The following is a 24,890-nucleotide window of genomic DNA, read 5'->3' on the forward strand; positions in this document are numbered from 1 at the left end:
TTTAAATTTTTGTTGAGATTATGAGTAGTAAAAAAGGAAATATAATAGAGCTTTTTGCTGATAAAGCGGTGCTGGCCGTCGCAGGGCTTATTGCACTGATAGTACTATATATTTTTGTCATACGTAATCCTAATTCAATCGAATACGCCGGCAAAGAACTTAGTCCGACGGCGATAGACAACCTTGTCAACCAAAAGGCCATCCAGCTCCAGAATCAACTGAGAAATGAACCAAATGCCGGCAAACAATACAAATCAAAGGAAACTGAATATCTGTCGATGATGCAAAATTCCATTAAAGATGTTAACACGACGATAAGTTTTCCATTACCGGGCTACTCGACACAATCTTTGGGGCCGACGAATCGTGTTTACCGGGTTCCGCAGGTAGGAAAGATAGAAGAACCTTCTGTGGCGATAGTAAGGATGGCGGCATTTGTGCCGACAGAAGAACTTTCGCCTACGCTTACCTATGAAAGTGCTGAAACAAAGCTTGAGGATATAGACCTTGTAACTGTCGAATCGTCAATCGATTCAGGCAAGCTTTACAGTCAGTTCCGGGAGTCTTTTGCCGGCAGGAATATATCACAGGAATGGCGTAAGGAACAGTATGCAAAGCCTGTTTTTGCGAAAGTTCAGCTTCAGAGAAGAACGCAGCAGCCCGATGGAAGCTGGAGCGATTGGGCCGATGTGCCGCAAACAAAAGTATGTCATCTGAAGAAAAACCTCGAACTTCCCAAACAGGCCACCGAATTTGGAATGGAAATGGCGATAGTTCAGTTTTCCAAAAGCGAATTTCGTGATGAGGTGCTTCAGCCGCGTGTTTATTACAATGCGATACCTTCAGAGCCGTGGATAAGCCCGCCTTTTTATAACGAACGCCAGAAGAGAATTGTTAAAGAGCAGGAAGATGTCCGCCGTCAGGAAATTGAAGCTGAAAAAGCAAGAAAACTTCAGGAAAGGGCGAATCCATCTTCGCTGCGGCAGCCAACAAGACAATCGACAAGGCCTGCTGTTGCACCTCAGGGCGACATGTTTCCGGGCGGAAGAGATGCCGGCGGCCGTCAGGACCCGAGGCAGCAGCCGACAACGACGAGAAGGACCATTGAAAGACCGGCCCGAACTGAAAAAACTGTCGCAACTCAGCCTCAGGCCAGTACAAGCGAAATGGAAATGTACGATGCCATCAGGCTCAGGCCGGATACGAATCCGGCCGACCTCGAAAAACTTGTTTTCTGGGCTCACGACGATACCACAAAGCCGGGAGAAAAATATCAGTATCGCATAAGAATCGGAGTGTTTAACCCCATAGCGGCCACAAACTGGTTCAGCGAAGAACAGCAGAACCTCCGCGACCAGGTAGTTCTTTGGAGCGATTTTACCGAAGCAACAGATATGGTTGAAATTCCTCAAACACTTCACTTTTTTGCGACCGATATCCGGGAAATCGAAAAAGGTTCAAGTGTTGATAAAACTGTTGAGGTTACGGTTGCGCGATATATGCTTGGCAACTGGGTAATCCGAAAATACAGCGTTAAAAGCGGCGAGGAAATCGGCAAGGCCGGCGAACCGGCCGATGCACGGCTCGAACAGGCAGGAATCAGCAGCGATACGATAGATTTTTCAACGGGAGCCGTAATGGTTGATGCGCGAAGGGTAACAGAATGGATTGGCACAGGCTCTCTGCGGTCTCGCGAATATAATGAACTGCTGTATAGCCTCGATGGGAAAGAAATTGAAAAGATGCCTATCAAGGAAAGATTCTGGCCCGGAGATGTTTCAAAGGTTTACAAGGAAATATCGGCGGCTCTTGACGCTGAGCCGGTAATGTTACTTGACTGGGGTCAGGCGGCAGGAGGCGGAGGTGGAACAAGAACACCTCAACAGCAACGTATGCCGATGCAGGAACCTGTGCCTGGCGGCGGATTTGACCCGTTCACTCCGAGAATGGGTCCCTGATACGAGCAAATCAGGTAACTGAAACACTTGCATTCCGGCCGGCTGCCGCTCTTGCAAAACCCGGCAGAATATAATTCTCGACAGCAACGTCCCAGCTCATCTGTTCGGCCAATTCGTAGCCGGTTCTTATCATCTCTACAGTTTCGTCGTCGTTTTTGGGCAGTCTTGCGAATATTTCCATCGCGACCTTCTCGCTGACGTAATGTTCAAGCTGGTCTCTCACTCCCATATCTATTTTGAGCATATCTTCGATGGTGTCGAATTTCAGTCCGTTAAGGTCCGTGTAATCGGCGATTATTACATTGCGGATTTCTTCAGGATTGCAAATCTTTTTGAGAAAACCCGCACAGCCGCAAACGTTGGTTACGACGCATATTCCGCCGAAACTTAACGGCTCAAACTGAGCTATGCCGAATGGTTCATAAATACTCTGGCCGAACTCGACATCGGAGCCTTTGCGAATATCCATAAATTCCATATCTTCGGGCATTCTCATGCCGCAGCGCTGCTGCTCGAAGCCGAATTGATTTACAAAGAGCATTTTTATATTTCTGCTTTTCGCGTTGAATTCCTGTACTGCAGCATAAAAAGAGGTTTCGCCGCCACTGAGGTCGGGCAGTCCTTCATGATGCGCAACCGGCCAGCGATACTCGGATTCCATCCGCATAATGTCGCGGGTCCTTCGCGGACCTACTTCGGTGCTTAACAGAATCATTACAGCGCTCTTATGCAGCGGCCTCAGTTCTTTTTCGATGTGTTCGAGAACCCGGATGTCGCGCCACAGGCCCTTGCTCCGCACAAGTCTTGTTACGTGAGTGAATACGTAATCCGGCTCGAAGCCAAGCAGATTTTGACAATACTGCCGGAGACGGTCCTTCGAACGTTTCTTCTCTTCAAGACTTATATGATAAGCCGGAATCCCGTTATACGCGAGGCTGATTTCGGCGGAAGCGAAATCGTGAGAGAGGAATTTAAGTTCGTCTCCGACGTAATCGCCCACAACAAAAATGTTATCGCAGTGCCGGGAGGCATCGACAAGGGCGTGCTTTGCATAGGCGCTCTGGTCTCCAAAAACTTCCGGCAGCGAAAGGCCGTCCTCCTGGGCGGCCTTCATAACATTGTAAAACATCGTGTCGTGACCTGTTTTTTCCTCGACGATTCGCCTGACCGTAGCGACCTCGTGCGCATAAAAAACAGCTTTGAAATCGCACTCTTTATCAATTTTTGCGGCCAGTGCGGTCGGAATACCCATAAATTCGTGTCCGACTACGATAGTGCTTGCGTCGTGAGGCGCAGCGCCTATCGCCTTTATTGCGGCAATCGCCGGCGGGGCGAGTCTTACCCATTCTTCATATTCCCAAAGATGCTCGTATCGATTGCTCTCGATGCCGAAATGGTTGAACAACTGACCCTTGAATTCATTCATCGGGCGGGAATTTGTCTGGCGAACGTCAATCAGTATTATTTCCGGCATACTCTTTATGCCGGTGCGTTTGTCTTCAAAAAGTTTTCTGCCGTAAACAATATCGACATTAAAATATTTTTCGATATGCCTGAAGGCGTCGCTGTATCCGGTTTGAATAAAACCGTCGACGCTCGAATAAAGCACCTCACCGCCCGGCCCGAGCCGGTTTTGAATGGGACCTTCGATTGTGAAAAGAGGACTTACGAGAATTGTTCGGCCTGTGGCGTCGAGATAAACTTTGTTCGTAAGCATACCATCCAGAACTGCCCCGATGCCGCCGATTTTGCCTATCGCTTCGTGAGTTACATGAACAATGTTGGTCTTATAATTCATTACACTGTTTCCCTTCTGCAAATGTCATGTTGTTAATTCATCGTCAATTACGCTGTTAAAGCATAAAAAATGAATCTCAAATACGGAAAATTTATTTCGATTGTTTTTTAATTTTTTTTGCCGCTTTTGCTTTTTTTGCTTTTTCGGCTTCGGCTTTTTTCTTATTTTCCTCAACTTCCGGAATTGTCAGGAGAGGTTTTTGTGTAATTTCTTTATACTTCAGCATTTGGTCGTTTGTTAATTTGTCGTTTTTAGTATATATATGAGGCGACAGAATTATCAGCAATTCCGAACTGTTTTCGACGTTATTTGTCGCCTTGAAGGCCAAGCCTACTATCGGCAAATCTCCGAGGAAAGGAAGTTGATTTGTCTGTTTTTGGGTCTCTTTACGCCGCAGACCGCCTATTACGAGTATCTGGCTGTCTTCGAGCAAAAGTGCACTTTGCACTATTCTTGCATCGACAATCGGTACGCCGCTGACTCCGCTTACGCCTGTGCTGACCTTCTGTTCGGCTTTGACATTCAGCAGAATAAATCTGTCGTCTGTCAGTGTTGCTCCGACATTAAGCGTTACGCCGACATTCTTGAATTGAACGCTGGTCAACTGTCCGCCATTGCTCGTATCGGACTGCTGTTCATAAGGTATTTCTTCGACCGCTTCGATAGAAGCTGTTTGACCGCTGACAACCATTACCCGCGGGCTGGCGATAATTTCAACGTTGGTTTTCTCCTGCAGCACATGAATTACATTTCTGACATCGCCGTTAATAAGCCAGAAATCAGAGCCTGTTCCGGTGGTGTTCCATGCAGTAGCGTTACCAATATTATCTGTAGCGGCAGTGGTATCTGTACCTTCAATGGAGCCAACTGTACTTTGCAGACGAGGTGAGAACCCAAGATTTTGCCTAAAAGTCGCTGTATTTGCGAGGTCATCGGTAAGCATATCCCAGTTGACGCCGACTTCCATTTTGTCATTGAGTTTTACATCGAGAAGGACAACCTCAATCATAACCTGCTCAGGCTTACGGTCGATTTTTCTAATCTGCTCAAGGATTTTTTCAACATTTTCCTTCGTATCGCAGATTATCAGCGCATTGCTTTTGCTGTCCGGCTCTATATTGCCGAAATCGCCCGACATACTCGAAATCGAGGACTTTATGCTCTTTGCGTCGAAGAATTTCAACGTTGCGGTCTCGACAAACAGGTCGGGCTTTTCGACTGCAACAGCCGTTGCAGCGGGAGCATTCTGCCTTTGTGTAAACTGGGCAAAAGGATTAGTTTGAGTTATCGCGTTAATGTCGATTTCCGGCGCATCAGCGGCATAGGCCATTGCTGTAGCGCTTAAAAGGATTATCGCCGCTAACGCTAATCTGCTATTTTTGTGTATTGTCAACATTGCTCGTATTCTCCTTAACCTTTAATGTGTATATACTAAAAGTAATATTGCAGCCAAGATAGCCGCTTTCTGCGTGTTTCATACCGACATCTATCGAATTAATCCAGACCCTCGCGTTTCTTTTCTGAATCGTGTTTAAAAATTTAATTATGTTTCCATAATTTCCCAAAAGACCTATTTCGGTCTGATACTGCCGGATATCAATAGAGTCCCTGTTTTTCACAGGGACAGCTCTTGCCGGCGAAAGTTTGAGATTTGAAACCAGGCAGCCGCTCTTTTCAGCTATTGACTGAATCTCTGAAAGAAAAATTTTTGCCTGGTCAATATCAAAAAAGCCCTGTTTCTGAAGTTCGAATTGTTGTGTAAGTTCATCAAGTTTTTTCTGGCGCAATTTCAGGTCGCTGCTCAGGATTTTGCTTGTTTTTTCAGTCGATTCCATTACTTCCTGATATTTCTGAGCCGCTGCCAGATATTGTATATGAGGCGAGATGAACCAGTTATACATCGCGGCAACGCATATAAGCAACATCGTTACAGCCAATGCATTTTGTTTTGACAAGCCTGGATATTTCAGTGACATATCAATCATCCTTTATCCTTTTATTCCGTAAGAGTACAAATTATCGAATAATCAATTAAACCATTGCCGTACTGCGTATTCTGTTTTGCGTCCGCAAGCTGAGCGGAACTTATAGTTTTGCATGAAGTCAGTTTATTTACGAAATCATTAATGGCACTGTAATTTATAGCCATGCCCTCAATCTCTAATTTCGATGAATCCTGTGACCGCAAATCCTTAATCTGTACAGTTTGCGGAGCCTTTGTGCATACTTCGGCCAATACAAGAGCCCAGTTTCTCCACTTCTTGTCCTTAAGTGCAGTATCGAGAGCGTCAATATTTTTGGTGATTTGCTCGGTTACACTGTTGACATCGGCCCGTGTCTGAATCAATTGGGGTATATTGATATTTAACTGGCTCTCCTTTTTCTGACTAAGCTCATTTTTGATTTTTGTGGTTTTTTGCGACAAAAGCGCTATGTACATAAATACAAGCACTAAAATCACAGCGGCGATGTTTGCTATGACGACCAGCTGGATGCGGGACTTTCGGATTTCAGAAATTTCATTCGGCAGCAGATTGATATTTATTCCCGAGTCATTGACATCGAGCAGTTTCATTGCCGCCCCTGCCGCAACCGGAGAAAAATCAGTACCGGCCGGGCCTTCACAGATAATATCAGTATGGCTGGCGTCAATTACAGAAATTTCAATATTCTCGTAATGCAGACTGCTTTTAATCTGCCCGGCAAATTCATTTGTTTTCGATGTTTCGCTGCAGCAGGTCAGAAATACCGGCCAGTCTTTCTGGTCCGAAACTTTTTCAATTTCATAAAACTGTACGACAGATTCTATCTGCTCGGCAATCGCCGCGGCGTTATCTGCTGAATTGACGATGTCAAAGTCGAACTTCTTTGTGCGGAGAAAGTCGAACTTCTGCCCGCTGAAAACGCACAGGCTCATATTGTCATCGCGCAGGAGAACAAACATTATATTTTTCCGCCCGGCGGATTTTATAACTTTATTGTAACAGGCCCTGATAAGCGCAACTATCGCCGGTTCCACCGATTGAATATCGAAACGGTTTTTCCCAAGCTCTTTTGTCATTAAGGCCAGCGGCTGAGCCTGGGCGGCCCCGACCAGAACGCGTTTCTGTTCCGTACTGCTGGTGCCCCTCAGGGCGCAGTAATCTATCTGGATATCTTTAAGCGGCAGGACGGCATACTGCCTTATTTCTTCATGGATAAATTTCACAGCGGTATCCGGCGAATTATCCGGCAGATTGAGAATCTGGAGCAGTTCAGGTGATGAACAAAAGCACAGACCTGTATCGAAATGCTGCAGGTAACTTGCCGACTTCGGTTTCTTTACGGCATTGGCAAGAGACTTGGAGTTATCATCGCAGGACTGGCCTTTGCCGGTTGCCACACGGCTGCAGCCCGTAAGAATAATCTTATGGCCTTTTTTCTCGAGATGAACGGTGCTCACGAAGCCTTTGCATATATCTATTCCAATCGCTGTTTTATAATTTAACTTCATTGATTTATCCTCAAATTATTAACTTGAATCACATAAGGATTTGTGCTGCCGATTGTAATTTCTGCTTCTATTTTGGTAACGAAGCCCTGTGCTGAGGTGCCCGTCGAGATAATATTCGGGTCCGGCAATGAGCCGACTACCGTAACGGTATATCTTCCGCTGCCAAAAGTTTTATTGTTGAAACCGCTGTTCCAGCTCGAATTGTTTCGCAACTGGCTGAAAGCGTCGGCAAGCCCCGCATGGGCGATGGCAGTAGCCTGTGCGACAAAAATTTCGTTTTTCATAATCTGTATCTGTTCAGAATTCATCTGGAGCATACCGACGACAAAGGCCGTCAGAAGCGCTATGGCGAAAACCACAACAATCAAAATTGAACCGTTATTTTTCATTTCTATTTTCATAATAATTCTGCTCTAAGGGCTTATCTGGCCTCCCGAACAATCGCCGGAACCGGAACTGTCAGGGGCTATCGCTATCGTAAGCATTCTTGCCTCGGCCGATGAGCCGAGCGAGAAGTTCGAAGTTCCGCTGCTTCCTGCCGTTGATTGTTTTACATATCCTGCTCCGCCGGAAACTCCGCCGGCACTTATCGTTACATCATCTATCCAGAGATATTCACTGCCGTTACTGATGTGGGAACTATCAAAATTGATACGAAAGTTGACCTTGCGGTATTGTACATTAGTAATGGTAGTTTGATATTTGTACCAGGTATCCTCAGGCGATGTATCATCACCTAAGTTGTCTATATTATTGTATGTACTGCCGTTATAAAACTGAAGATAAACATTGTCACCGGGGTCGAGGCGGTGGTCTCTATACCAGAACTCAACCGTGAAAGAGTTATAAGTGCTTGTATCTATATTATCCGATCTCAGGTAATCATCATTTTTACGGCCGCGAGCCGAGTAACTCCCGGAATGTGCCTGGTCTGTCATCCTGTCCCAGTCTGTGGTTCCACCGTCAGTCCACTTGTTAAAAAAATTGCTCTCGAATCCGTCTTCAAATATTACGTTTCCTGCTTTGCCCATCGTAATCGCGGTGTGGTTGACAGGGCTGTGAAGTCCGGGGTCGCCTACTGTAATGTCGCCGCTGTCAAATGCTCCGAGGCGAAGAATTATACAATTATTAACCGTGGTAGTTACCGCAGGACTTTGAGGTGTTACGCTGGTTTGGTTATAGGCCACTGGTGTACCATTAATCGGATTAGCAGCATCATGCCCGGTAAACCGCATCATCCAGCCGTAAGCCGGTTGATTTCCCGACAAGTTGAAAGTAAGAGCCGGCTCCGATGCGCCTGCAATTTTTCGCCAGACGCCAAGTGTTACCTGACCGCTGCTCGAATTGCCCTGGTCGATAAGTGTCCAGCCCGCAGGTGTTAAAATGGCGGCGTTTCCGCTCCTGGCGACAGCGGCAATAAGCAAATCTCCGGCACTTGTGCCGGCCGGAATTCCAATTGAAAGAGCCATCGCATTGGATGTATTCTCAGTATGCGACCCCATATATCTGAGGGTGTTAGCCAGTTGTGCGACTTCAGCGGCGCTGAGCGCACGGTCGTAGATGCGAACATCATCCATTATGCCGTTGAAGGGATAACTATTGGTGCTGATATTCAAAGCTCCGAATGTTGAACCTATGGGGCTTCCATAAGTATCCGAGGTATCCTGTTGTCCGTTTATGTAAATTTTTCTTTGGTTTCCGCCTCTTGTAACTGCGATATGATGCCATGTCCCTGTTGAAAGCGCGGTGTTGGAAGTTAAACGGTCGTTATCGAGCGAAAATCTTATGTACCCCGAAGAAGTCGCCCATATAGAGTATGATGTAAAATAAGAACCTCTTGTGATGAGGTCCGGGTCCCAGTTAAAGTTGTTTGCGTAAAGCCAAAGAGCGATAGTAATATCGCCTGTAATATCAAGGCTTGCGCCGTTTCCGCAATTAACATAATCGTTCCATCCGTCGTAATTAAGTCCTCCGCCGATTTGTCCTGTTATCCAGCAGCTCGGCGAACTCATACTAATCAGCGTTCCGTTATTGCCGTTGCCTGATGAATCCACTGCGGTTATTCCGCTGGTCTCGTCAAATTTCCAATACCCCGCCAGTCCGCAATGGGTAGAGGCGTTTGTCGGCAGATAGACGGATGTGATGAAGGTCTTGTTGGCTCCTGTGGAACTGTTTACGAAATCTGTTTCCACTTTTACAAGTCTGATTGTGTTGGCGTCGGTTGTCAGCGCAACAGAAGGATTAATCGAATAGCTGCTTATCTTGAATTTGCTCACAGGGCCTGCGAGCTGTTGTTCACTGCCGGCGTCTCCGAAAACAACGTAACCGCTGCTGACCATATATTTTTTTGTGGCGCCGAGATTGTCTTTGAAAACGATAAAGCCGCTGGCGATGCTGCTTGAACTGACACTAACGATTTGTTTTGCCGTTGCAAGATTTCTGTTTATGTGCTCGGCAAGAACTCCTGCGTTCTGAATGATAGTGGAAGATTCTTCAGTGGTTGCCCAACTGTTTCGTATGGCACGAAATTGCGGCACTATCGCCGCGAAGATAAGCACCATTATGGCCATGGCTACCATCAGCTCGACCAGACTGAATGCTTTATTGTGTTTTTTTCTGCACATCTGCGCATTTTCCTTACATTTCTGCTATTAAAATATCGGCTTGTGTAACGACTATGCTAACTTCAAAGCCAGTGACGGCACAAAAAGCTCGAAACCATTAAAATCCCCGGCAGATAAGAAAAGAAATGGTTTTTTATGGGACATTCATGATTAACAGGGGAGTGTTTTGTTATTTTGAAGGACAAGTCCTATAACATTGAAAATTGAATATTTCGTTTTTGGTTTCGGTATCGGTAAAGTCGCGTTATCGTTATTGGTTTTCGTGATTCGTCAACACAAACACCATAACGAAACCTAAACCCGCCCGTAGCGAGCCGTAAGCCTCGCGGCTTTCGAGCAAATGGGTCTCGCCCAAGGGGGTGGACACGGGACGTTACCATTACCCATACCGATACCCATAACTTGGTTTACAATCTCAAATCTTCAATAGTGTTACTGTCGGCGGGCGATTTGTGTCTGAAGTGTAATTTCAATCTCAGTGCCGTTAAGGGTGCCGCTCGAATTTCGGTCCATACCGACGGCGATTGTAATAGACTTGAGATTACTGTTGCCGGGCACTGCCTGGCTTGTGGTATTGCAAAGATATGAACCGCTTAGAACTTCATTGCTTTGAGAGATAACACTGTCAAAGTTATAAATGGATTGTGCCTGTATCTGGTTTAGTTTTGTTTTGGCCAGGCAGAGACTTTGTGTTTTTCTTTCGATGGTTACCGCGTTCATATTTACCTGCGTAAGGGCCTTTAATATTGGGACAAGGGCGATAAGCAGCAGGGCTGAAGCGACTATGACTTCCGGCAGTGTCAGGCCCTTTCGGCTCTGTCGTTTGAATATGTTTATCCGAAGTTTTTTTGTTATTTTGTACATTGTACCATTCCTGTAGCGGTGATAACGGATATCACATAAGTTTTTCCGCTCATAGTGACGGTGAGATTGCCGGTGCCGCCGGTTCTGTTGCCGAGAGGCCCAAACTGGAATTGCCCGGCTCCGGTACAGGAAACATTCGCGGGTATAGTGCCGGATTCGACAACCTGACCTGTTTGGACATTGACGATTTGAAAGCTGGTATAACTGCCCGAACCTATCATATTGAGTGTAAAGCCCTGCGGATACTGAGCCGCATTGGAAATCGCAAGTGTTCTGCAGTGGCGGATTGCGGCGGCCATTTTGTTGGCGGCGGTTTGAGATTTACCCAGCGCGATAGTCGCCGAGCCGAGTCTGGGAACAGCAATGAATATAATCGCTCCCATCATCAGTAAGACGATAAGCAGCTCAACAAGTGTTGTACCTTTTTTAGCCGTCTTCATATATTTTTACCAAAATTAAAGGGATGGTTTGCCGGCCATCCCTTTATTCTATCCTCTACGGATCCGTTTTTTTAACTTTAGACGAGCCTGAAAATGGCTCATCATAAATTACCACTAATCATTGTGTGCAGCGATGCTGCAGCTAACTCTGTGGTTGGCGCTCATCGAGTAAGTTCCTCCGGCATTGCACTTTGGCGGGCCGTCAGGAAAATAATTCGTGTTGCCGGTAATTGTGGCAAGCGTTGCCGGATAGACGTCGTTGTGGTCGGCGGCATACAACTCAATCTGCGTGTTCATCAGATCGATATTTGTCTGACAGGCACGTATCTTGGCGTTGTCCGCACTGGCTGTGATTCTCGGTATTGCAATAGCTGCAAGAGCTCCAAGAATCAGAATCACGATGAGCAATTCAATCAATGTAAAGCCTTTTCTCGAATTCATCTTTTATCTCCTTTCGAAAGCGATAAATCTTTATATTTACATTAAAACATAACAATTATTCGGCGATAAAGCCGGGCTACTTTCTTTAAATCTGTCATTTGGGACGAATTTATTTCAATTGAGCCATATAATCGAACATTGGCAGATAAACGGCCATCAGGATAAGTCCGATAACCACTCCCATTCCGAGAGTAAGTGCCGGCTCAAGTTTAACCAGCATAGAGTTGACGGTCCGGTCAATATCTTTTTCGAGAAAGTCAACGCCCTTATTAAGCATCTGGCCGAGTTGGCCTGCCTGTTCTCCCGAGCCTGCCAGTTGAACTATTATTGGCGGGAAAATATTATGACTCTCCAGTGATTCGGCAAAACCGAGACCTGACTGGATGGATTTTTGAATATCTCTGCTTATAGAAGCAATTTTTTCATTGTTTCCCACAAGACCGGCCACCTGAAGAGCCTTGATTATCGGCACACCGGTCATTATAAGCAGGGCGAAACTTCTGATGAAATTAGATGCTGCGACCATTCTGTTGAGCCTGCCGAATCCAGGCATCGAGAATTTTAAATAATCCCATTTGGTTTTTATATAAGAATTTTTGCTTATGTATTTGATGCAGAACGGCATAGAAACTGCGACTGCAAGAAGAATAGGCCAGAATTTTCTCATAATAACACTAAGTATAATAAGTACCTGGGTAGGTCCCGGAAGTGGGACGCCGAGCTGATGATATATTTTTGAAAAGACAGGAACGACAAATAATACGAGAGCTGTTACTATGACGGAGCACATAGTTATAACAATCAGCGGATATGTAAATGCGCTTTTCAGCCGGTTTCTCAGGTCGGCCTGTTTTTCGAGATACCGTGCGCTTATATCGAGACTTTCCGCCAGTTTCCCGCTGGACTCGCCCGCTTCAATCATTCCGATGAAGAAGTCGGAGAAAATCTCGCGATACTTGTTAAACGCATCGGTAAGCGATGAGCCAATCTCGATATTCTTTTTTATGTCGGAAATAATAAACTTCAAAGACGGATTCTCTGTCTGTTTTTCAAGGGTTTCAAGGCACTGTATGATTGAAAGACCCGCGGTGCACATTCCGGCCAATTTGTACGCAAAGGATACTACGTCGGCCTTTTTTATTTTGATTGAGGCGGGGTTAAATGTTATTTTTCTTTTCTTTGCCTTGAGGAGATTGTAGCCGATTTTGGCGAGTTCATTGCGAAGAGCGCCTGTGCCGCTTACGTCCTCATAAACGCCGCTGCAAATATGCCCCATCTCGTCACGGGCTGTATATTCGTATGCTGCCATTAGTCCACCTGCATATCAACTACACGGTATAATTCTTCGAGCGTTGTCGAGCCGGAAAGCACCTGCTGAATTCCGCTTTTTCTCAGGGTTCTCATTCCTTCGCTTATCGCCTGCCGCTTTATTTCAGTATCGCTTTTGCCGGCGACTATCATATCCTGAATAGTTTTTGTAATATGAAGAATTTCGTATATCGCCTTTCTTCCGAGGTAACCGGTTTTGGAGCAATTGTCACAGCCGTCGCTGCGGTGAAGAACCATATCTTCAGGCTCATCGGCAAAAAGCATTTTTTTTATCTGCGGTTCTGGCGTATAAGATTGTTTACAGGCGATACAGGATGTTCTCATAAGTCTTTGAGCCACTGTGCCCAGAAGAGACGAAGCGAGCATAAAAGGCGGTATGCCGAGATTGACCAGACGCGATATTGCGCCGGCCGCGTCATTAGTATGAAGCGTCGAAAGCACCAGGTGGCCGGTCATTGCGGCGCTTACGGCGATTTCCGCCGTCTCATAGTCTCTTATTTCGCCAATCAGGATAACATCCGGGTCCTGCCTTAAAATACTCCTCAGTGCCGATGCGAACGTAAGGCCGGCTCGGGGATTAGTTTGTACCTGTGTAATGCCCGCAAGCCTGTATTCCACAGGGTCTTCGACGGTTACAATATTATTTTTACCGGTGTTCAGAAGCTGCAAAAGAGAATAAAGAGTTGTGGTCTTGCCGCTTCCGGTAGGGCCGGTAAGAAGAATCATTCCGTAAGGATTATCTACAAGTTTTCTGATGCTCTGATTATCGAGAGAATCGGGTGCGATATTGTCGAGGTTCCATTTACTGCCGCTTTTATTGAGAATTCTTATAACGATTTTTTCGGCGATAACGGAAGGTAGCGAAGAAACTCGCAGGTCGTATTCTGTGTCCTGATGAACTGTTGTGATATGTCCGTCCTGCGGCAGACGTTTTTCAGCTATATCCATATTCGCAAGAATTTTGATATGACTGAGTATTTCCGCCTGGGCCGAGGATGGTATGCTGAGTTCCTTTCGCAAAACACCGTCGATTCTGTACCTGACGACCATATCTTTTTCCTGCGGCTCGATATGAATATCGCTTGCACGCGAATCTATCGCGCCGGAAATAATTGAAGCTACAAGCCCGCTGACGGGGTCCTGGCTTTCCTGAAGCTGTTCCAGAATTGCCGCTGCCGAAGGTTTTTCCTGTTCGGAAGTCTTCTTGAGTCTCATCGATGCGATAGTCTGCTTGGTTACATTCTGGACGTTGAAATGATAACGAATTGCCGCCTTTATGGCATTCGGCGCCGCCGCCTGCGGTATGACCCTGCTGCCGGTTCGCATTTCTATCTGGTCGCGAACGGCAAGGTCCATAGGCGAACCCATCGCCACATAAAGCTTGTCCGCTTCCATACGAATACCGATGAGATTATGCTCGTTCGACAGTTCATACGGAATCATATGTGCCGCAATCGGCTCAACCATATCAGGCGAGAGATTTATAAATTCTATTTTCTGTACATGTGCGACAAGCCTGCCGAGCTGCTCATCGGTAGCGAGGTTGTTTTCCTTCAGAAACGTTATGATGTTTTTGCCGTTTTTTTCGCACTGCTCATATAGTTCACCCAGTCTTTTTTCGTCAGCGATACCGAGCCGGATAATTTCATCGAACAACGCATTGTCGGTTTGCAGTTTTTGCATAAACAGTCTCACACAATATCAACATACTTTTAGCGTATTATAAAAATCGTCAAAAACCACTGAAGGCTTAACGTAGGATTCTACATGTTAAATAGTTCCGCACAAAGACCGATAATACCAGAGACTCGAAGGATAAAACCCGTTGCAAATGCTGTTGTGCGAATATATGAAGTTTTTAATTAAAATTGCTTTTTAGATAGTCGAAAAGGAATTGACAGAAACTTTTTACAGGAAAAAACTATGCTTGGTTTATTTAAATCGAAGAAAACTGCAAACGTCACCATTCTTGTGGTGGATGATGAACCTGACCTTGTCAGTACAATCAAAACCCGTCTTGAATGGAACAAATTCAAAGTGGAAACGGCTATAAACGGCGAGGACGGCCTTGAAAAAGCCGAAGCCATAAGGCCCGACCTGATACTGCTTGACGGCAATATGCCCATAATGTCAGGACTTCAGATGCTCGAGCGGATGCGGCAGGACAAGGCACTGAAAGATATCCCCGTAATAATGTTAACTGCCGTATGCGAAGCGAATGATATCGCCTCGGCAGGCTCACTCGGAGTAACTGAATACATTACAAAACCATTTGACTTTGCGCAATTACTTGGAAAAATTTCGCGGATTCTCGACAAAAAATGAAACCTGAAGAATCAAGCAATATTACTTCTGTCGAACCGCTTCGCAGCGAAACGATAGAAAACATCATCGAACGCAAGCGCAGGGATCTCGAAGCAATTTTTGACGCTGTCCCCGTAGGCCTTTTACTTGTTGATGCAAATCTAACCGTCGTAAGAATAAATGACGCTATTCGAAAATTGGTCGGAAAAGACTTTAAGGATATAATCAATAAACCCCTCAGCCAGGCACTAAACTGTAAAAATACTGAAATCGAGGGGAATTTATGCGGTACTGGAGAGTACTGCAAAAAATGTCCCTTAAAACTGAATATTCAGAAAGTTTTTGAAACATCACAGCCTGTCAGGGGAGTGGAATTTCAGAGCGAAACTCATTTTCTGGACAAGACCGTAAAACCATGGTTCGCTTTAAATATCGAACCTGTAAACATCGGAGGCAGTAACCTTGTCGTTGTCTGCCTCAATGATATTACCGAAAGAAAACTTGCCGAGGAAAAACTTGCCGAGACGATGGAAATGAAACAGCAGTTTATCTCGACCGTCTCGCACGAATTGCGAACGCCTCTGACCGCGATTAGAGAGGGCATAAACATCGTCCTTGAAGGAGTGGCGGGGAGGGTAAAGAAAAAACAGAAAGAGTTTCTCGAACTTTCAAAAAGAAACGTTGACCGCCTGAGTCTGCTTATTAACGATGTACTGGATTTCCAGAAACTCGAATCTGGCAGAATGAAATTTGATTTCGCCGCTGGCAATATAGCCGAAACAATAAAAGAAGCGGCCCATACGATGACCCTCATGGCGGAAAAAGCCAAAATCAGTCTCTTAATCGAAATTGAACAGGAAGTATCTCAGTCTGTGTTCGACCACAATAAAGTAATTCAGGTGCTCAATAATCTTCTGAGCAATGCGATAAAATTCACGCCGGCAGGGGGGAAAGTTACAATCAAAGCCCAGCAGCAGAATGACGAGATTATTATCGCTGTCTCCGATACTGGTATGGGAATACCTAAAGAGGAACTGTCCAAAATCTTTGAAAGGTTTTACAGGGTTAAAAGGCCGGGCAAGGAAATCCAGGGCACGGGCCTTGGTCTGCCGATTGTAGCGCAGATAGTTACTTGTCACGGCGGAAGAATAATGGTTGACAGCGAGCCTGAAAAAGGAACAACATTCACGGTTTTCCTGCCTAAAAAGCCGCCCATCGATTCTGACGAGCTTGATAATAAGAAAGATGAAATAATAGAAAAAACAATCTCTCAATAGCCTTTTGTTATTTAGACTCCTGTTCCTTGTCGGCGGAAATCATATCGTATTCGAGCTCGAAACTTACTTTATGTCTCGCTTCCTCCTCGGCCAGTTCCATCAGAACTTCCCGAAGCGACGGCCTGGTTACCCTCGGCAGCAGATCGACATATAATCTGAAGGACGTTTTTTCCTTTCCCATTGCAAAAATCAGCAGGTTCTCATAATCCATCTGCATAACCTTTGCCATATCGACCATATAATCGAGCGGTTTCGGCAAAAATGTATTGTTTGCCGCATAAGGCTTTACCACGCTGCCGAGCTTCATTAGTTCAAGTTCGAGTTTTGCCTTGTGTTCGAGCTCATCGGCGGCAAATTCAACGCACAATGCCCGAATCTGCGGATTATCCGTGTATTGCGAAAGCAGGTTGTAAAAAACGTTGGCCTCTACCTCTCTGCCGACAGCAAAACGCAGAACATCCTCAACACTTTCAAGATTTGCCATTTTTTACCTTCCTCGAAAGTAGAAATAATTATAGCTATATATTGGATGAGTTCCATTATTTTTTTATTACGCTAAATGCCGAGAGACAAAACAGACAGTAAAGGTCTGATAAAATCCTTTTTCCAAATAAGATAGAGGTTTAAGAATATTATTAGACAGTAAAATTACACATTTTTTTACAATATAAATTTATCGAAGGCCCTTATTTGCCGATAATACAGACAGTTATATCAGGGAGATATTACCAAAAATAATTTTGCAAAAGGTACTTTTTTATGAGTCGTATAGAGCCGCAGCAGTACCTTGATTTTGCACCTGTGATATTTGTTGCACTGGATATTGACGGCAACATAATGGTCGCCAATAAAAAGACCTGTCAGTTGCTCCGGTGCGGACGGGACCAGATAATCGGCAAAAACTGGTTTGAAAATTTCCTGCCGGAAGAAATAAGGCCGGCCATCAGACAATTTCATCAACAGCTTATCGCCAGTCAGACAGGAACTATTACATATCATGAAAATCCCATAGTTGCCTTAGATGGAAAACAGCGGATTATCGCCTGGCACAATATGCCGATTTGCGATGACAGCGGAAAAGTTACCGGTATGCTGGCCGCAGGCGAGGATATTACAGAGAAAAAACTGATTGAGGAAGACCTTGAAAATGCCCGCAAGCAGGCCAAACAGATGGCTGAACAGGCAGACAAGGCAAACCACGCCAAAGGCGAGTTTCTCGCACATATGAGCCATGAAATACGTACTCCGATGAATGCCATAATCGGGTTTAGTGAAATCCTGTCGGAGCAGCAGTTGACTGCCGAGCAGGCTGAATATGTAGGCATTATCAAACAGAGTTCGGAAAATCTGCTTGAGATTATAAATGACATTCTCGATTTTTCTAAAATAGAGTCGGGCATACTTGATATGGATATTATGGAATTTTCGCTGGACGACCTGATAATTGCCATTGCGGCTCTTATGGGCCATTTGGCAAGGCAGAAGCAGCTTGATTTTAAGGTTATCCCTCAGACATCTCTGCCGGAAAGAATTAAAACCGACCCTGCCAGGCTTAGGCAGTGCCTTATCAATCTCTTGAGTAATGCGATAAAGTTTACCGAGCGGGGGCACGTATATTTATATCTGCGGTATCAGCGGGCAGGGGACAAAGCGGAATTGGTTTTTGATGTTGAGGATACGGGCATAGGAATACCGCATGACAAACAGGCGATAATATTTAACGCTTTTACGCAGGTCGATGCCGGCACAGCGAGAAAATATGGCGGAACAGGGCTGGGACTTGCAATAACAAAACAGCTTACAGAAATACTTGGCGGAAAATTGAGTCTAAAAAGCGCGGCCGGCAAAGGTTCGGTATTTACGATTGTGCTTAATACTGAATTGCTGACTTCGCAGCAGAGGATGCTTGGGCAGCAGGATTTTTTGCATCTTATAAATTTAGAAAATATGGCACACGCAGGAGCAAACCCTGATATGGCAATTATGAACGAGGACAAGGCTGCCGAGGAGTTATGCGAAAATGAAGTAGCCGTCATTCGGCTAAATAACTAAGGATACCTCTAAAAACCCCCATCTTTTCACTCTGTTTTATATTCTTCTTTTGTTCTGAAATGGGCTGTCCTTAATTATGATAAATTCGGTAATTAAATAAGGTTATTTCTTTTTCTCGCCCATAAGTTTCACAATCGTCGGCTCCACAGCCTCGGCCCATATCTGATAACCCTTTTCGTTCGGGTGCACCAGGTCGGGCATTATCTCCCTGGTAAGCACGCCCTTTTTGTTTAAAAACTTTTTATTTATATTCAAATAAAATATCATTTTATTATCGGCGATTTTCGAGGCGAGTTTGTTTGCCTGATCGTTCTTTTCCCACATCAGATTCATTGTGGCATCGGATTTTTTGTTTCTCATTTGTTTCCCATAGCCTCTCGGGAAAATTCCCAGCACTAAAACCTTAGTCTCCGGCAGTTTTGTTCTCAGTTGACAAACGACAGCCTTAATGCCGTCGGCGATTTGTTCAGCCGATGAATCTACGTCGTTATTTATTCCAATCAATATTACCGCGAGTTTCGGGTTGATACCATCGATTTCACCGTTTTGCAGCCGCCATAGAACGTGCTGAGTGCAGTCTCCGTTAAAGCCCATATTAACAGCATTGCGACCTGCATAATACTTATCCCACACTTTTTTGCCGACCCCTCCCCAGCCTTGTGTGATTGAATCGCCAATTATTATCAAATCAACATTTCCCTGCCTGACCCTGTCAATGACAGCCTGATGGCGCGGCAGCCACCAGTCCTTTTTTTTGGCTCTCGATTCCGGAGTAACCGCGGCATGCGAGCCGATTTTTACATCACAGGGATTAGCTTTTGTCCGACCAAATAAACCAGCCTGACAGGTATTGCCGTATAAAATTGCTGTAATGATTAACGCCAGGAAAAATAACTTTTTCACAACAAATACTCCTAAAAAATAGATAACTTTACGTTTTATGGTTTTGACACATCTTTCAAAGAGAAATCATGTTTCTATTTCAAAACGCAAACCATTCAGATTACCGAATTTTAACAGGTAATAATCGTTTTGCCAGTCCAACGGCTGTAAATCACCGGAAAGCCACTGTTCAACAGCTTTGCGGAAATCCGGTTCGTTGAAATGCGGTACGAAATGCTCAGGAGTAACCCATATCGGTTCACCTTGAGGATGATGATGCGGGCCAAGTAAATTACACAATGAACCATAAAGGATCAATTCAATTTCCCTGGCGTTTTGCATTTCCTGCGTAATTAAGATTTTAGATTGTCTGCCGATGATATAGCCTGCGTGTATGCCATCGAGTTTGATTTCAATCACAGGAGCGTTAAATGTGTTAATACGCAGGAAGACGCGAGCATTTTCAGGAAAATTAATATTATCAAGCATGCCCTTAAGGCTGATACGGCCGGAATAAAATGGCAAGCCCTGCAATGTAAAATCTCCGGTTTCAATTGACTTCGGGGCTGTGAGCATTGCTGAGCCGGCGGTGAGTTTATGAATATTTGTTTTAAAAGGATCCTGTGATACGGCTGCGTTTATATCTATCCGGGCCTCAATGCTAAAATCGCCGATGATATAAATCGGTTCGATTTCCGTTCCGTAACGTGCCCACATATCCTCGGTACTGCTCAAGTCGCCAAATCTGAAATTATTATAATGCAGCTTAATTTCATTTTTGCCCCGGCATATTTGCTTAGCGATATCAATTGGCAGCCATCGCGGATCTTTCCAGTACGGCAAACCATTGTAAACTGCCTCTATATCATTAATGCAGATACTGCAATATTCCGGGTGCTCGATAATGAGATGAAGCTTGCGGCCGGTGAGTTTTTCTTTGTCAGCATTGAATGTGTACTTGAGTGTCAGCGGACCCGTATAACGGGTTTCGTTCATAAGTTTCTGAATAGCCGTAAGCGGCAGGGGCGTTTGGGACCAATCAGCTTCTGTACGATAAAGAGCGCAATCCAGAGGCATAGAGTTGTCATCAAGGCGAGTAACCTGCCAGTTGATCGAGTCTAACTGGATTTGCCTTGTAACTACCGGTTCGATGTTTGACTTGAGGGATTGGGGCAAAGGCGAAAGGTTTAAAAGCAACACTTCGGCAGGTTCGAAATGGGCATCAATTATAAACGCATCCTTGTCGGTATGTCCTGTAACTGGTTTGCAATCGCCTGTCCAGAAATCCAGAAGTCGGGCACTTTGCCAATTACCAGCCAATTCGATACGGCAGTCAATAGCAGCCAATCTGTTTAAGTTTGCCAGATACGCCAGACGCGTCCCGTCTTCAAGATCACGGAGGTGTACCCAGAGCAGGGAAGTATCTTTTTCCGATATTACTTTGACCAGAGGAGGGCATTGTCGGCAGAGATCAGGTTTTGAAATTTCTGGGATATTTTGCAGCCATGCCTCAAGCTCGGATGAATATTTGCCATCGAGCAGCTTTGTTGTTTTTGAGTATCGGACGATTTTGCCGCCTTTGGCATGAAATTTGCGCAGCAAGTCAAAAGTGGATTTTGCAATTGTGGTCATGTTGGGAATAATGATGCATTGATACCGCATCCGGCCAATTACAATTGCCGGGGATGCGGTTTGAGGGTCTATAAGTGCATTTTCGGCAATTATAGTTTCGTCGCCAATATCGAAAGTACGCTGCGAAGTGAGCAAAGAATCGACGACCTGTTTGAAATTGGAATCTATATTTTTTATTTCATTTGTGTTTTTTTCGATTAGCGGCTCGAAATCCCACGGGACGTTATGGTCTATTTGTGCCGGCCGGTCGGTTCGTGCCTGCGATAAAACGAAGGTCGATTCCTGTGGGTGCAGAAGCAAAAATTCCGGTACATATTTTCCACGGCTCATAGCAAAACACAGACGAGAGAGCGGTTCGTCGATTGCGATGTTTGCAGGCCACCATGGCTGCTGATAAAAAATATTGGGAGGGTAATCGCGTTTGCGGCAACCGGCCATCGTATAAAGCGAAAGATGAGGATTGAGGAAATTGACACCGAGACAAATCTGCTGGGCGGCAATCCAGAAACGATCTTCGAAACTGACATTCTGGCCGCTGCAGCCGAAAAGCTCGGAAAGCATTCTTTTTTTTCCGAATTGGTTAACGGCGCTTTGACATTGCTTGGCTGCGATTCTTTCATCGATTTGTCTGCCGAGGTGGTCTATTCCGGGATAATCCTGATGTCGATAGTTTGGCATAATCTTTACGCCCCAAAGCTGCTGATGCAAAAGATCGTGTTCGCACATATAATGACCTGTCCACGCCAAATTGTGACTGCGGCACCAGTCGCCTATCTGTTTTGAAAAATTTTGTTCAAAGAGATGATTGATTGTGCGGAAGTAATCCAGGCGAAATTCGGCCGCACCGGGTTCGTCACGGAAAAGCAAATCCAGTCTGGAAAGAGGATCGTAGCCGTTCATATCTTTAAACGTTTCAATCACAGCATCTGTAAAAGGCACTGAGCCGGCCGGCAGTCTGCCTCGAAAACAGACGCAGGGCTCGTCAGTGAATTCGGCAGGAATCAAATTTCCATAGAATTTAGAATAGCGATCAAAATATGGTTTATAACCGTTTTCAATGAAACATTTCATAGCTTCCTGGCTCATTGTATCAACGTAGCAGGTGCCGTTGAACCAGGAGTGCCCAAGCGGCGAAGTATATTTGTAAACCATCAAATCGCCGAAAACAGGGCCGATAGGCTCGCAGTCGGCCGGTGCGTTATCAGAGGCCGGGCGAGCCAGAAGAGTTTTCATTCTGAAATTTTTGTCTGCAAGAGGCACTTTGCCTCCGGCAAATCCGCTGGGCCATTTATCTTCATCATAAAGATACATAAGAATGCCGCATTTTTGAGCTTCGTCGAGAGCGGCGTCTACTGCAGTAAACCATTTATCGCCCAGATATTCTGTAAGCAAACCGATACGGGAGTGAATGAATCCTCCGCCCATACCGCCCCGGGCTAAAAGCCTTACCTGCCGTCTGACTTCATCCGGCTGCATGGCTTCATTCCAGCTCCAGAATACAACAGGACGAAAATCTATCGGGGGTTTTTTGAAATTTTCGAACCAGTTTATTTCATTTCCCATATATTTTTACCTTTTACCGAGGTGGGCAGATTTTAATTGTTTAATGGGGAACTGCCAGGGGCCAGTTATCTGTTCTAAAAGACGATGCCGGCAGAGATGCCGTATTGAAAAGATTTGGCTGGGCATAATTACTCCATGCAAATCGAACAGCAACCGGTTTTTCTACCCGTGGGCTTGACACGACGACAGTTTCTCCGTCGATGACAGCCTTAGCGGGCAAAAAATTCCTGTCTTTTCCGGCGATTGTAAAGTCCGTCAACTCATTACCTTCGGCAATCAATCCGCCGTGTGTATAATCGAAAAACAACCGAATCGAATTCCCTTCGATTTTCATTTTTTTGTATAACGGTCCTGAAAAAACAATATCTGTTCTGCCATAGTCTTTGCTGAGAGCCCATTTCGCAAGCCTGTCGCCGACGTCATATTTGTTTCTCGGATGAATATTTTTTTCCTCTCCTATATCCATCGTAACGGCCATTCCCGTATTCGGCTCAGAAAGAGTCATCATTTGCGCCTCGCGCAGGGCCTGGCTGTAAGCATTATCGCCATAATTACACGGTGCAATCTGAACATAATAAAACGGGAAAGCTCCCTGTTGCCATCTGTTTCGCCAGTTTTTAATCATCGCAGGAAATAATGTTCTGTATTCAATTGGAAATAAAACATTACTTTCTCCCTGATACCATATCACACCCGCTATTCTGAAAGGTATGAGCGGCGCAATCATCGTGTTAAACAACGCGGTAGGGGAACTTTGATTAATAACTGTAAACTGCGGCGTCTGCCAGTCAGTTTTCGGATTGGAGGTTTTGTACCTCCACTGTCCTGCCAGAGAGTATGTTTCTTTGCCGGCAGAAGTGATTTTAAGATTTTCTTTTGCTGCGGCAAACCCGCCGTCACCGCCGGTGTTAATTATACGAACGGCAATTACATTCCTGCCTTCATTCAGAAACGCGGCAGGTATTTTATATGTTCTTCTTGTACTGTATCCTATGGTGGTGCTGATATAATTATTGTTAATCCAGACGCTGTCGATGTCGTCTATATTTCCCAAATCCAAAACCATATTTTGCGGCGAGGCAGTTGTCGGCAAAGCAAATTCTTTTCTGAACCAGACGATTCCATACACGCCATTAAGAGAAGTCCCGCTCCACCGCGAAGGCTGGTTCATTTGCGGCCAATCGGCGTCATTCATATCCTTTTCGAACCATTTGTGTTTTATTCCATCGTCCTGAACGTTAACTTTTTTAAGCCAGTCATCCGCCACTTTCCTAAAGGCGTCGTCAGGGGGTTCGTTCCTGTCTCTGGCGCGGGAAATAATTTCGGCCGACTTTTTCAGTCTCTGAAACTTTTTGATTGTATCGAGGTCCATCCATGACTCGGCAGCAGTTCCGCCCCAGTGCGAAGAGATAAGTCCGATTGGAACATTCAGTTCTTCCTGAAGCCTTTCGCCGAAATAATATCCGACCGCAGAGAATAATTTTATATTGTCACTTGTTGCGGGCAGCCAGGCGTTCCACGACCCTATACAATCCTTTTCTTCGTAAATTGAAAATCTGTCCTTTATATCGAAAATTCTTATTTGCGGGTTATTTGCTTCTTCGATATCTTTTTTGCTTTTTTCCGTGCCGAGCCAATCCAAAGGAATCACCATATTTGACTGTCCGGAACAGAGCCAAACCTCGCCGATTAAAACATCTGACAGAATAATCTCGTTTTGCCCGCTGATTTTAATATTATATGGTCCTCCCGCGTCGGGGGTTCTGATTTCAAGCTTCCAGCTGCCATGTTTGTCGGCAACAGCGGATACGCTATCCTTCAACCAGCTTGCTTGAACAGTTATTTTTTCACCCGGCGAAGACCAGCCCCATATCGGCGCATCACTTTTCTGCTGAAGTACCATGTGGTCACAAAAAATAGCCGCAGGTTTAATATCGGAATAAGCGGAGGATACGAGCAGGATTATTATAAAAAAACAACTTACAGAGATTGACTTTTTTCCCATAATAAAATCTTCCGAGACAATACTTTCGATATCAGGAAATAATTTTCGCATATTCTAATATATAGTCCCCAAACTGTCTATAAAAAACACGGTATCCTGAAGATATTGATGCTGTTTCAAGAGGTAAATTATTCGTCGGGAAAAATTTACTTTCGATACGGAACATATCAAAAAATTTCTGTCTGCTGCAGATGTAAAGATGCCGGCGATAATATGGATTAATGTAAA

The 24,890-nt window shown here is 45.1% G+C and carries 19 protein-coding genes; 4 read left to right on the forward strand and 15 right to left on the reverse strand.

Going from position 1 to position 24,890, the window contains the following annotated elements; genetic code table 11:
• Positions 1-20 precede the first annotated feature (20 nt).
• Positions 21-1,958, forward strand: a complete 1,938-nt coding sequence (locus WC496_08010) for a hypothetical protein (protein MFA5292961.1) — start codon at positions 21-23, stop codon at positions 1,956-1,958.
• Between the two features lie 10 nt (positions 1,959-1,968).
• On the opposite strand, the gene WC496_08015 is transcribed toward WC496_08010, so the two are convergent.
• From WC496_08015 to WC496_08065, 11 genes are all read right to left on the reverse strand, one after another.
• Complete coding sequence (locus WC496_08015; GenBank protein MFA5292962.1) at positions 1,969-3,756, reverse strand: hypothetical protein; 1,788 nt, start codon at positions 3,754-3,756, stop codon at positions 1,969-1,971.
• Positions 3,757-3,847: 91 nt separating this feature from the next.
• Positions 3,848-5,152 carry a secretin N-terminal domain-containing protein gene (locus WC496_08020; protein ID MFA5292963.1) on the reverse strand — a complete coding sequence of 435 codons (1,305 nt, stop codon included), beginning with the start codon at positions 5,150-5,152 and terminating at the stop codon, positions 3,848-3,850.
• The gene (locus WC496_08025; protein ID MFA5292964.1) at positions 5,130-5,741 is read right to left on the reverse strand and encodes a hypothetical protein; all 612 of its coding nucleotides are present in this window, start codon (positions 5,739-5,741) and stop codon (positions 5,130-5,132) included. The genes WC496_08020 and WC496_08025 overlap by 23 nt, the downstream gene beginning before the upstream one ends.
• An 11-nt stretch (positions 5,742-5,752) precedes the next feature.
• Entirely contained in the window at positions 5,753-7,249 is a 1,497-nt protein-coding gene (locus tag WC496_08030; protein MFA5292965.1) for a PilN domain-containing protein, read from the reverse strand.
• The gene (locus WC496_08035) at positions 7,246-7,650 is read right to left on the reverse strand and encodes a hypothetical protein (protein MFA5292966.1); all 405 of its coding nucleotides are present in this window, start codon (positions 7,648-7,650) and stop codon (positions 7,246-7,248) included. The genes WC496_08030 and WC496_08035 overlap by 4 nt, the downstream gene beginning before the upstream one ends.
• A 12-nt stretch (positions 7,651-7,662) precedes the next feature.
• Positions 7,663-9,873: a LamG-like jellyroll fold domain-containing protein gene (locus WC496_08040; protein MFA5292967.1), complete on the reverse strand. Its 2,211-nt coding sequence runs from the start codon at positions 9,871-9,873 to the stop codon at positions 7,663-7,665.
• Positions 9,874-10,305: 432 nt separating this feature from the next.
• Positions 10,306-10,737, reverse strand: a complete 432-nt coding sequence (locus WC496_08045; protein MFA5292968.1) for a prepilin-type N-terminal cleavage/methylation domain-containing protein — start codon at positions 10,735-10,737, stop codon at positions 10,306-10,308.
• Entirely contained in the window at positions 10,725-11,177 is a 453-nt protein-coding gene (locus tag WC496_08050) for a hypothetical protein (GenBank protein MFA5292969.1), read from the reverse strand. Before WC496_08050 ends, WC496_08045 begins: the two co-directional genes overlap by 13 nt.
• A gap of 114 nt (positions 11,178-11,291) precedes the next feature.
• Positions 11,292-11,618, reverse strand: a complete 327-nt coding sequence (locus tag WC496_08055) for a prepilin-type N-terminal cleavage/methylation domain-containing protein (GenBank protein MFA5292970.1) — start codon at positions 11,616-11,618, stop codon at positions 11,292-11,294.
• 109 nt (positions 11,619-11,727) lie between these two features.
• The gene (locus tag WC496_08060; protein ID MFA5292971.1) at positions 11,728-12,927 is read right to left on the reverse strand and encodes a type II secretion system F family protein; all 1,200 of its coding nucleotides are present in this window, start codon (positions 12,925-12,927) and stop codon (positions 11,728-11,730) included.
• On the reverse strand, positions 12,927-14,630 hold the full coding sequence (locus tag WC496_08065; protein ID MFA5292972.1) for a GspE/PulE family protein: 1,704 nt from the start codon (positions 14,628-14,630) through the stop codon (positions 12,927-12,929). Before WC496_08065 ends, WC496_08060 begins: the two co-directional genes overlap by 1 nt.
• 240 nt (positions 14,631-14,870) lie before the next feature.
• Between WC496_08065 and WC496_08070 the strand changes: the two genes are divergently transcribed.
• Positions 14,871-15,272: a response regulator gene (locus WC496_08070; GenBank protein MFA5292973.1), complete on the forward strand. Its 402-nt coding sequence runs from the start codon at positions 14,871-14,873 to the stop codon at positions 15,270-15,272.
• Positions 15,269-16,528, forward strand: coding sequence for an ATP-binding protein (locus WC496_08075; GenBank protein ID MFA5292974.1), 1,260 nt, complete (start codon positions 15,269-15,271; stop codon positions 16,526-16,528). Before WC496_08070 ends, WC496_08075 begins: the two co-directional genes overlap by 4 nt.
• Positions 16,529-16,535: 7 nt before the next feature.
• On the opposite strand, the gene WC496_08080 is transcribed toward WC496_08075, so the two are convergent.
• Entirely contained in the window at positions 16,536-17,012 is a 477-nt protein-coding gene (locus WC496_08080; GenBank protein MFA5292975.1) for a ferritin family protein, read from the reverse strand.
• Positions 17,013-17,287: 275 nt separating this feature from the next.
• Here WC496_08080 and WC496_08085 point away from each other — a divergent pair, with 275 nt between their 5' ends.
• Positions 17,288-18,580, forward strand: coding sequence for an ATP-binding protein (locus tag WC496_08085; GenBank protein ID MFA5292976.1), 1,293 nt, complete (start codon positions 17,288-17,290; stop codon positions 18,578-18,580).
• A 102-nt stretch (positions 18,581-18,682) separates the two neighbouring features.
• On the opposite strand, the gene WC496_08090 is transcribed toward WC496_08085, so the two are convergent.
• From WC496_08090 to WC496_08100, 3 genes are all read right to left on the reverse strand, one after another.
• Entirely contained in the window at positions 18,683-19,483 is an 801-nt protein-coding gene (locus tag WC496_08090) for a platelet-activating factor acetylhydrolase IB subunit (protein ID MFA5292977.1), read from the reverse strand.
• Between the two features lie 66 nt (positions 19,484-19,549).
• Positions 19,550-22,657: a hypothetical protein gene (locus WC496_08095; protein MFA5292978.1), complete on the reverse strand. Its 3,108-nt coding sequence runs from the start codon at positions 22,655-22,657 to the stop codon at positions 19,550-19,552.
• Positions 22,658-22,697: 40 nt separating this feature from the next.
• Positions 22,698-24,662, reverse strand: a complete 1,965-nt coding sequence (locus tag WC496_08100) for a sialate O-acetylesterase (GenBank protein ID MFA5292979.1) — start codon at positions 24,660-24,662, stop codon at positions 22,698-22,700.
• Between the last annotated feature and the right edge of the window lie 228 nt (positions 24,663-24,890).

It is taken from the genome of Phycisphaerae bacterium (assembly GCA_041652575.1).
In the GTDB taxonomy this organism is placed as follows: Bacteria; Planctomycetota; Phycisphaerae; order Sedimentisphaerales; family UBA12454; genus UBA12454.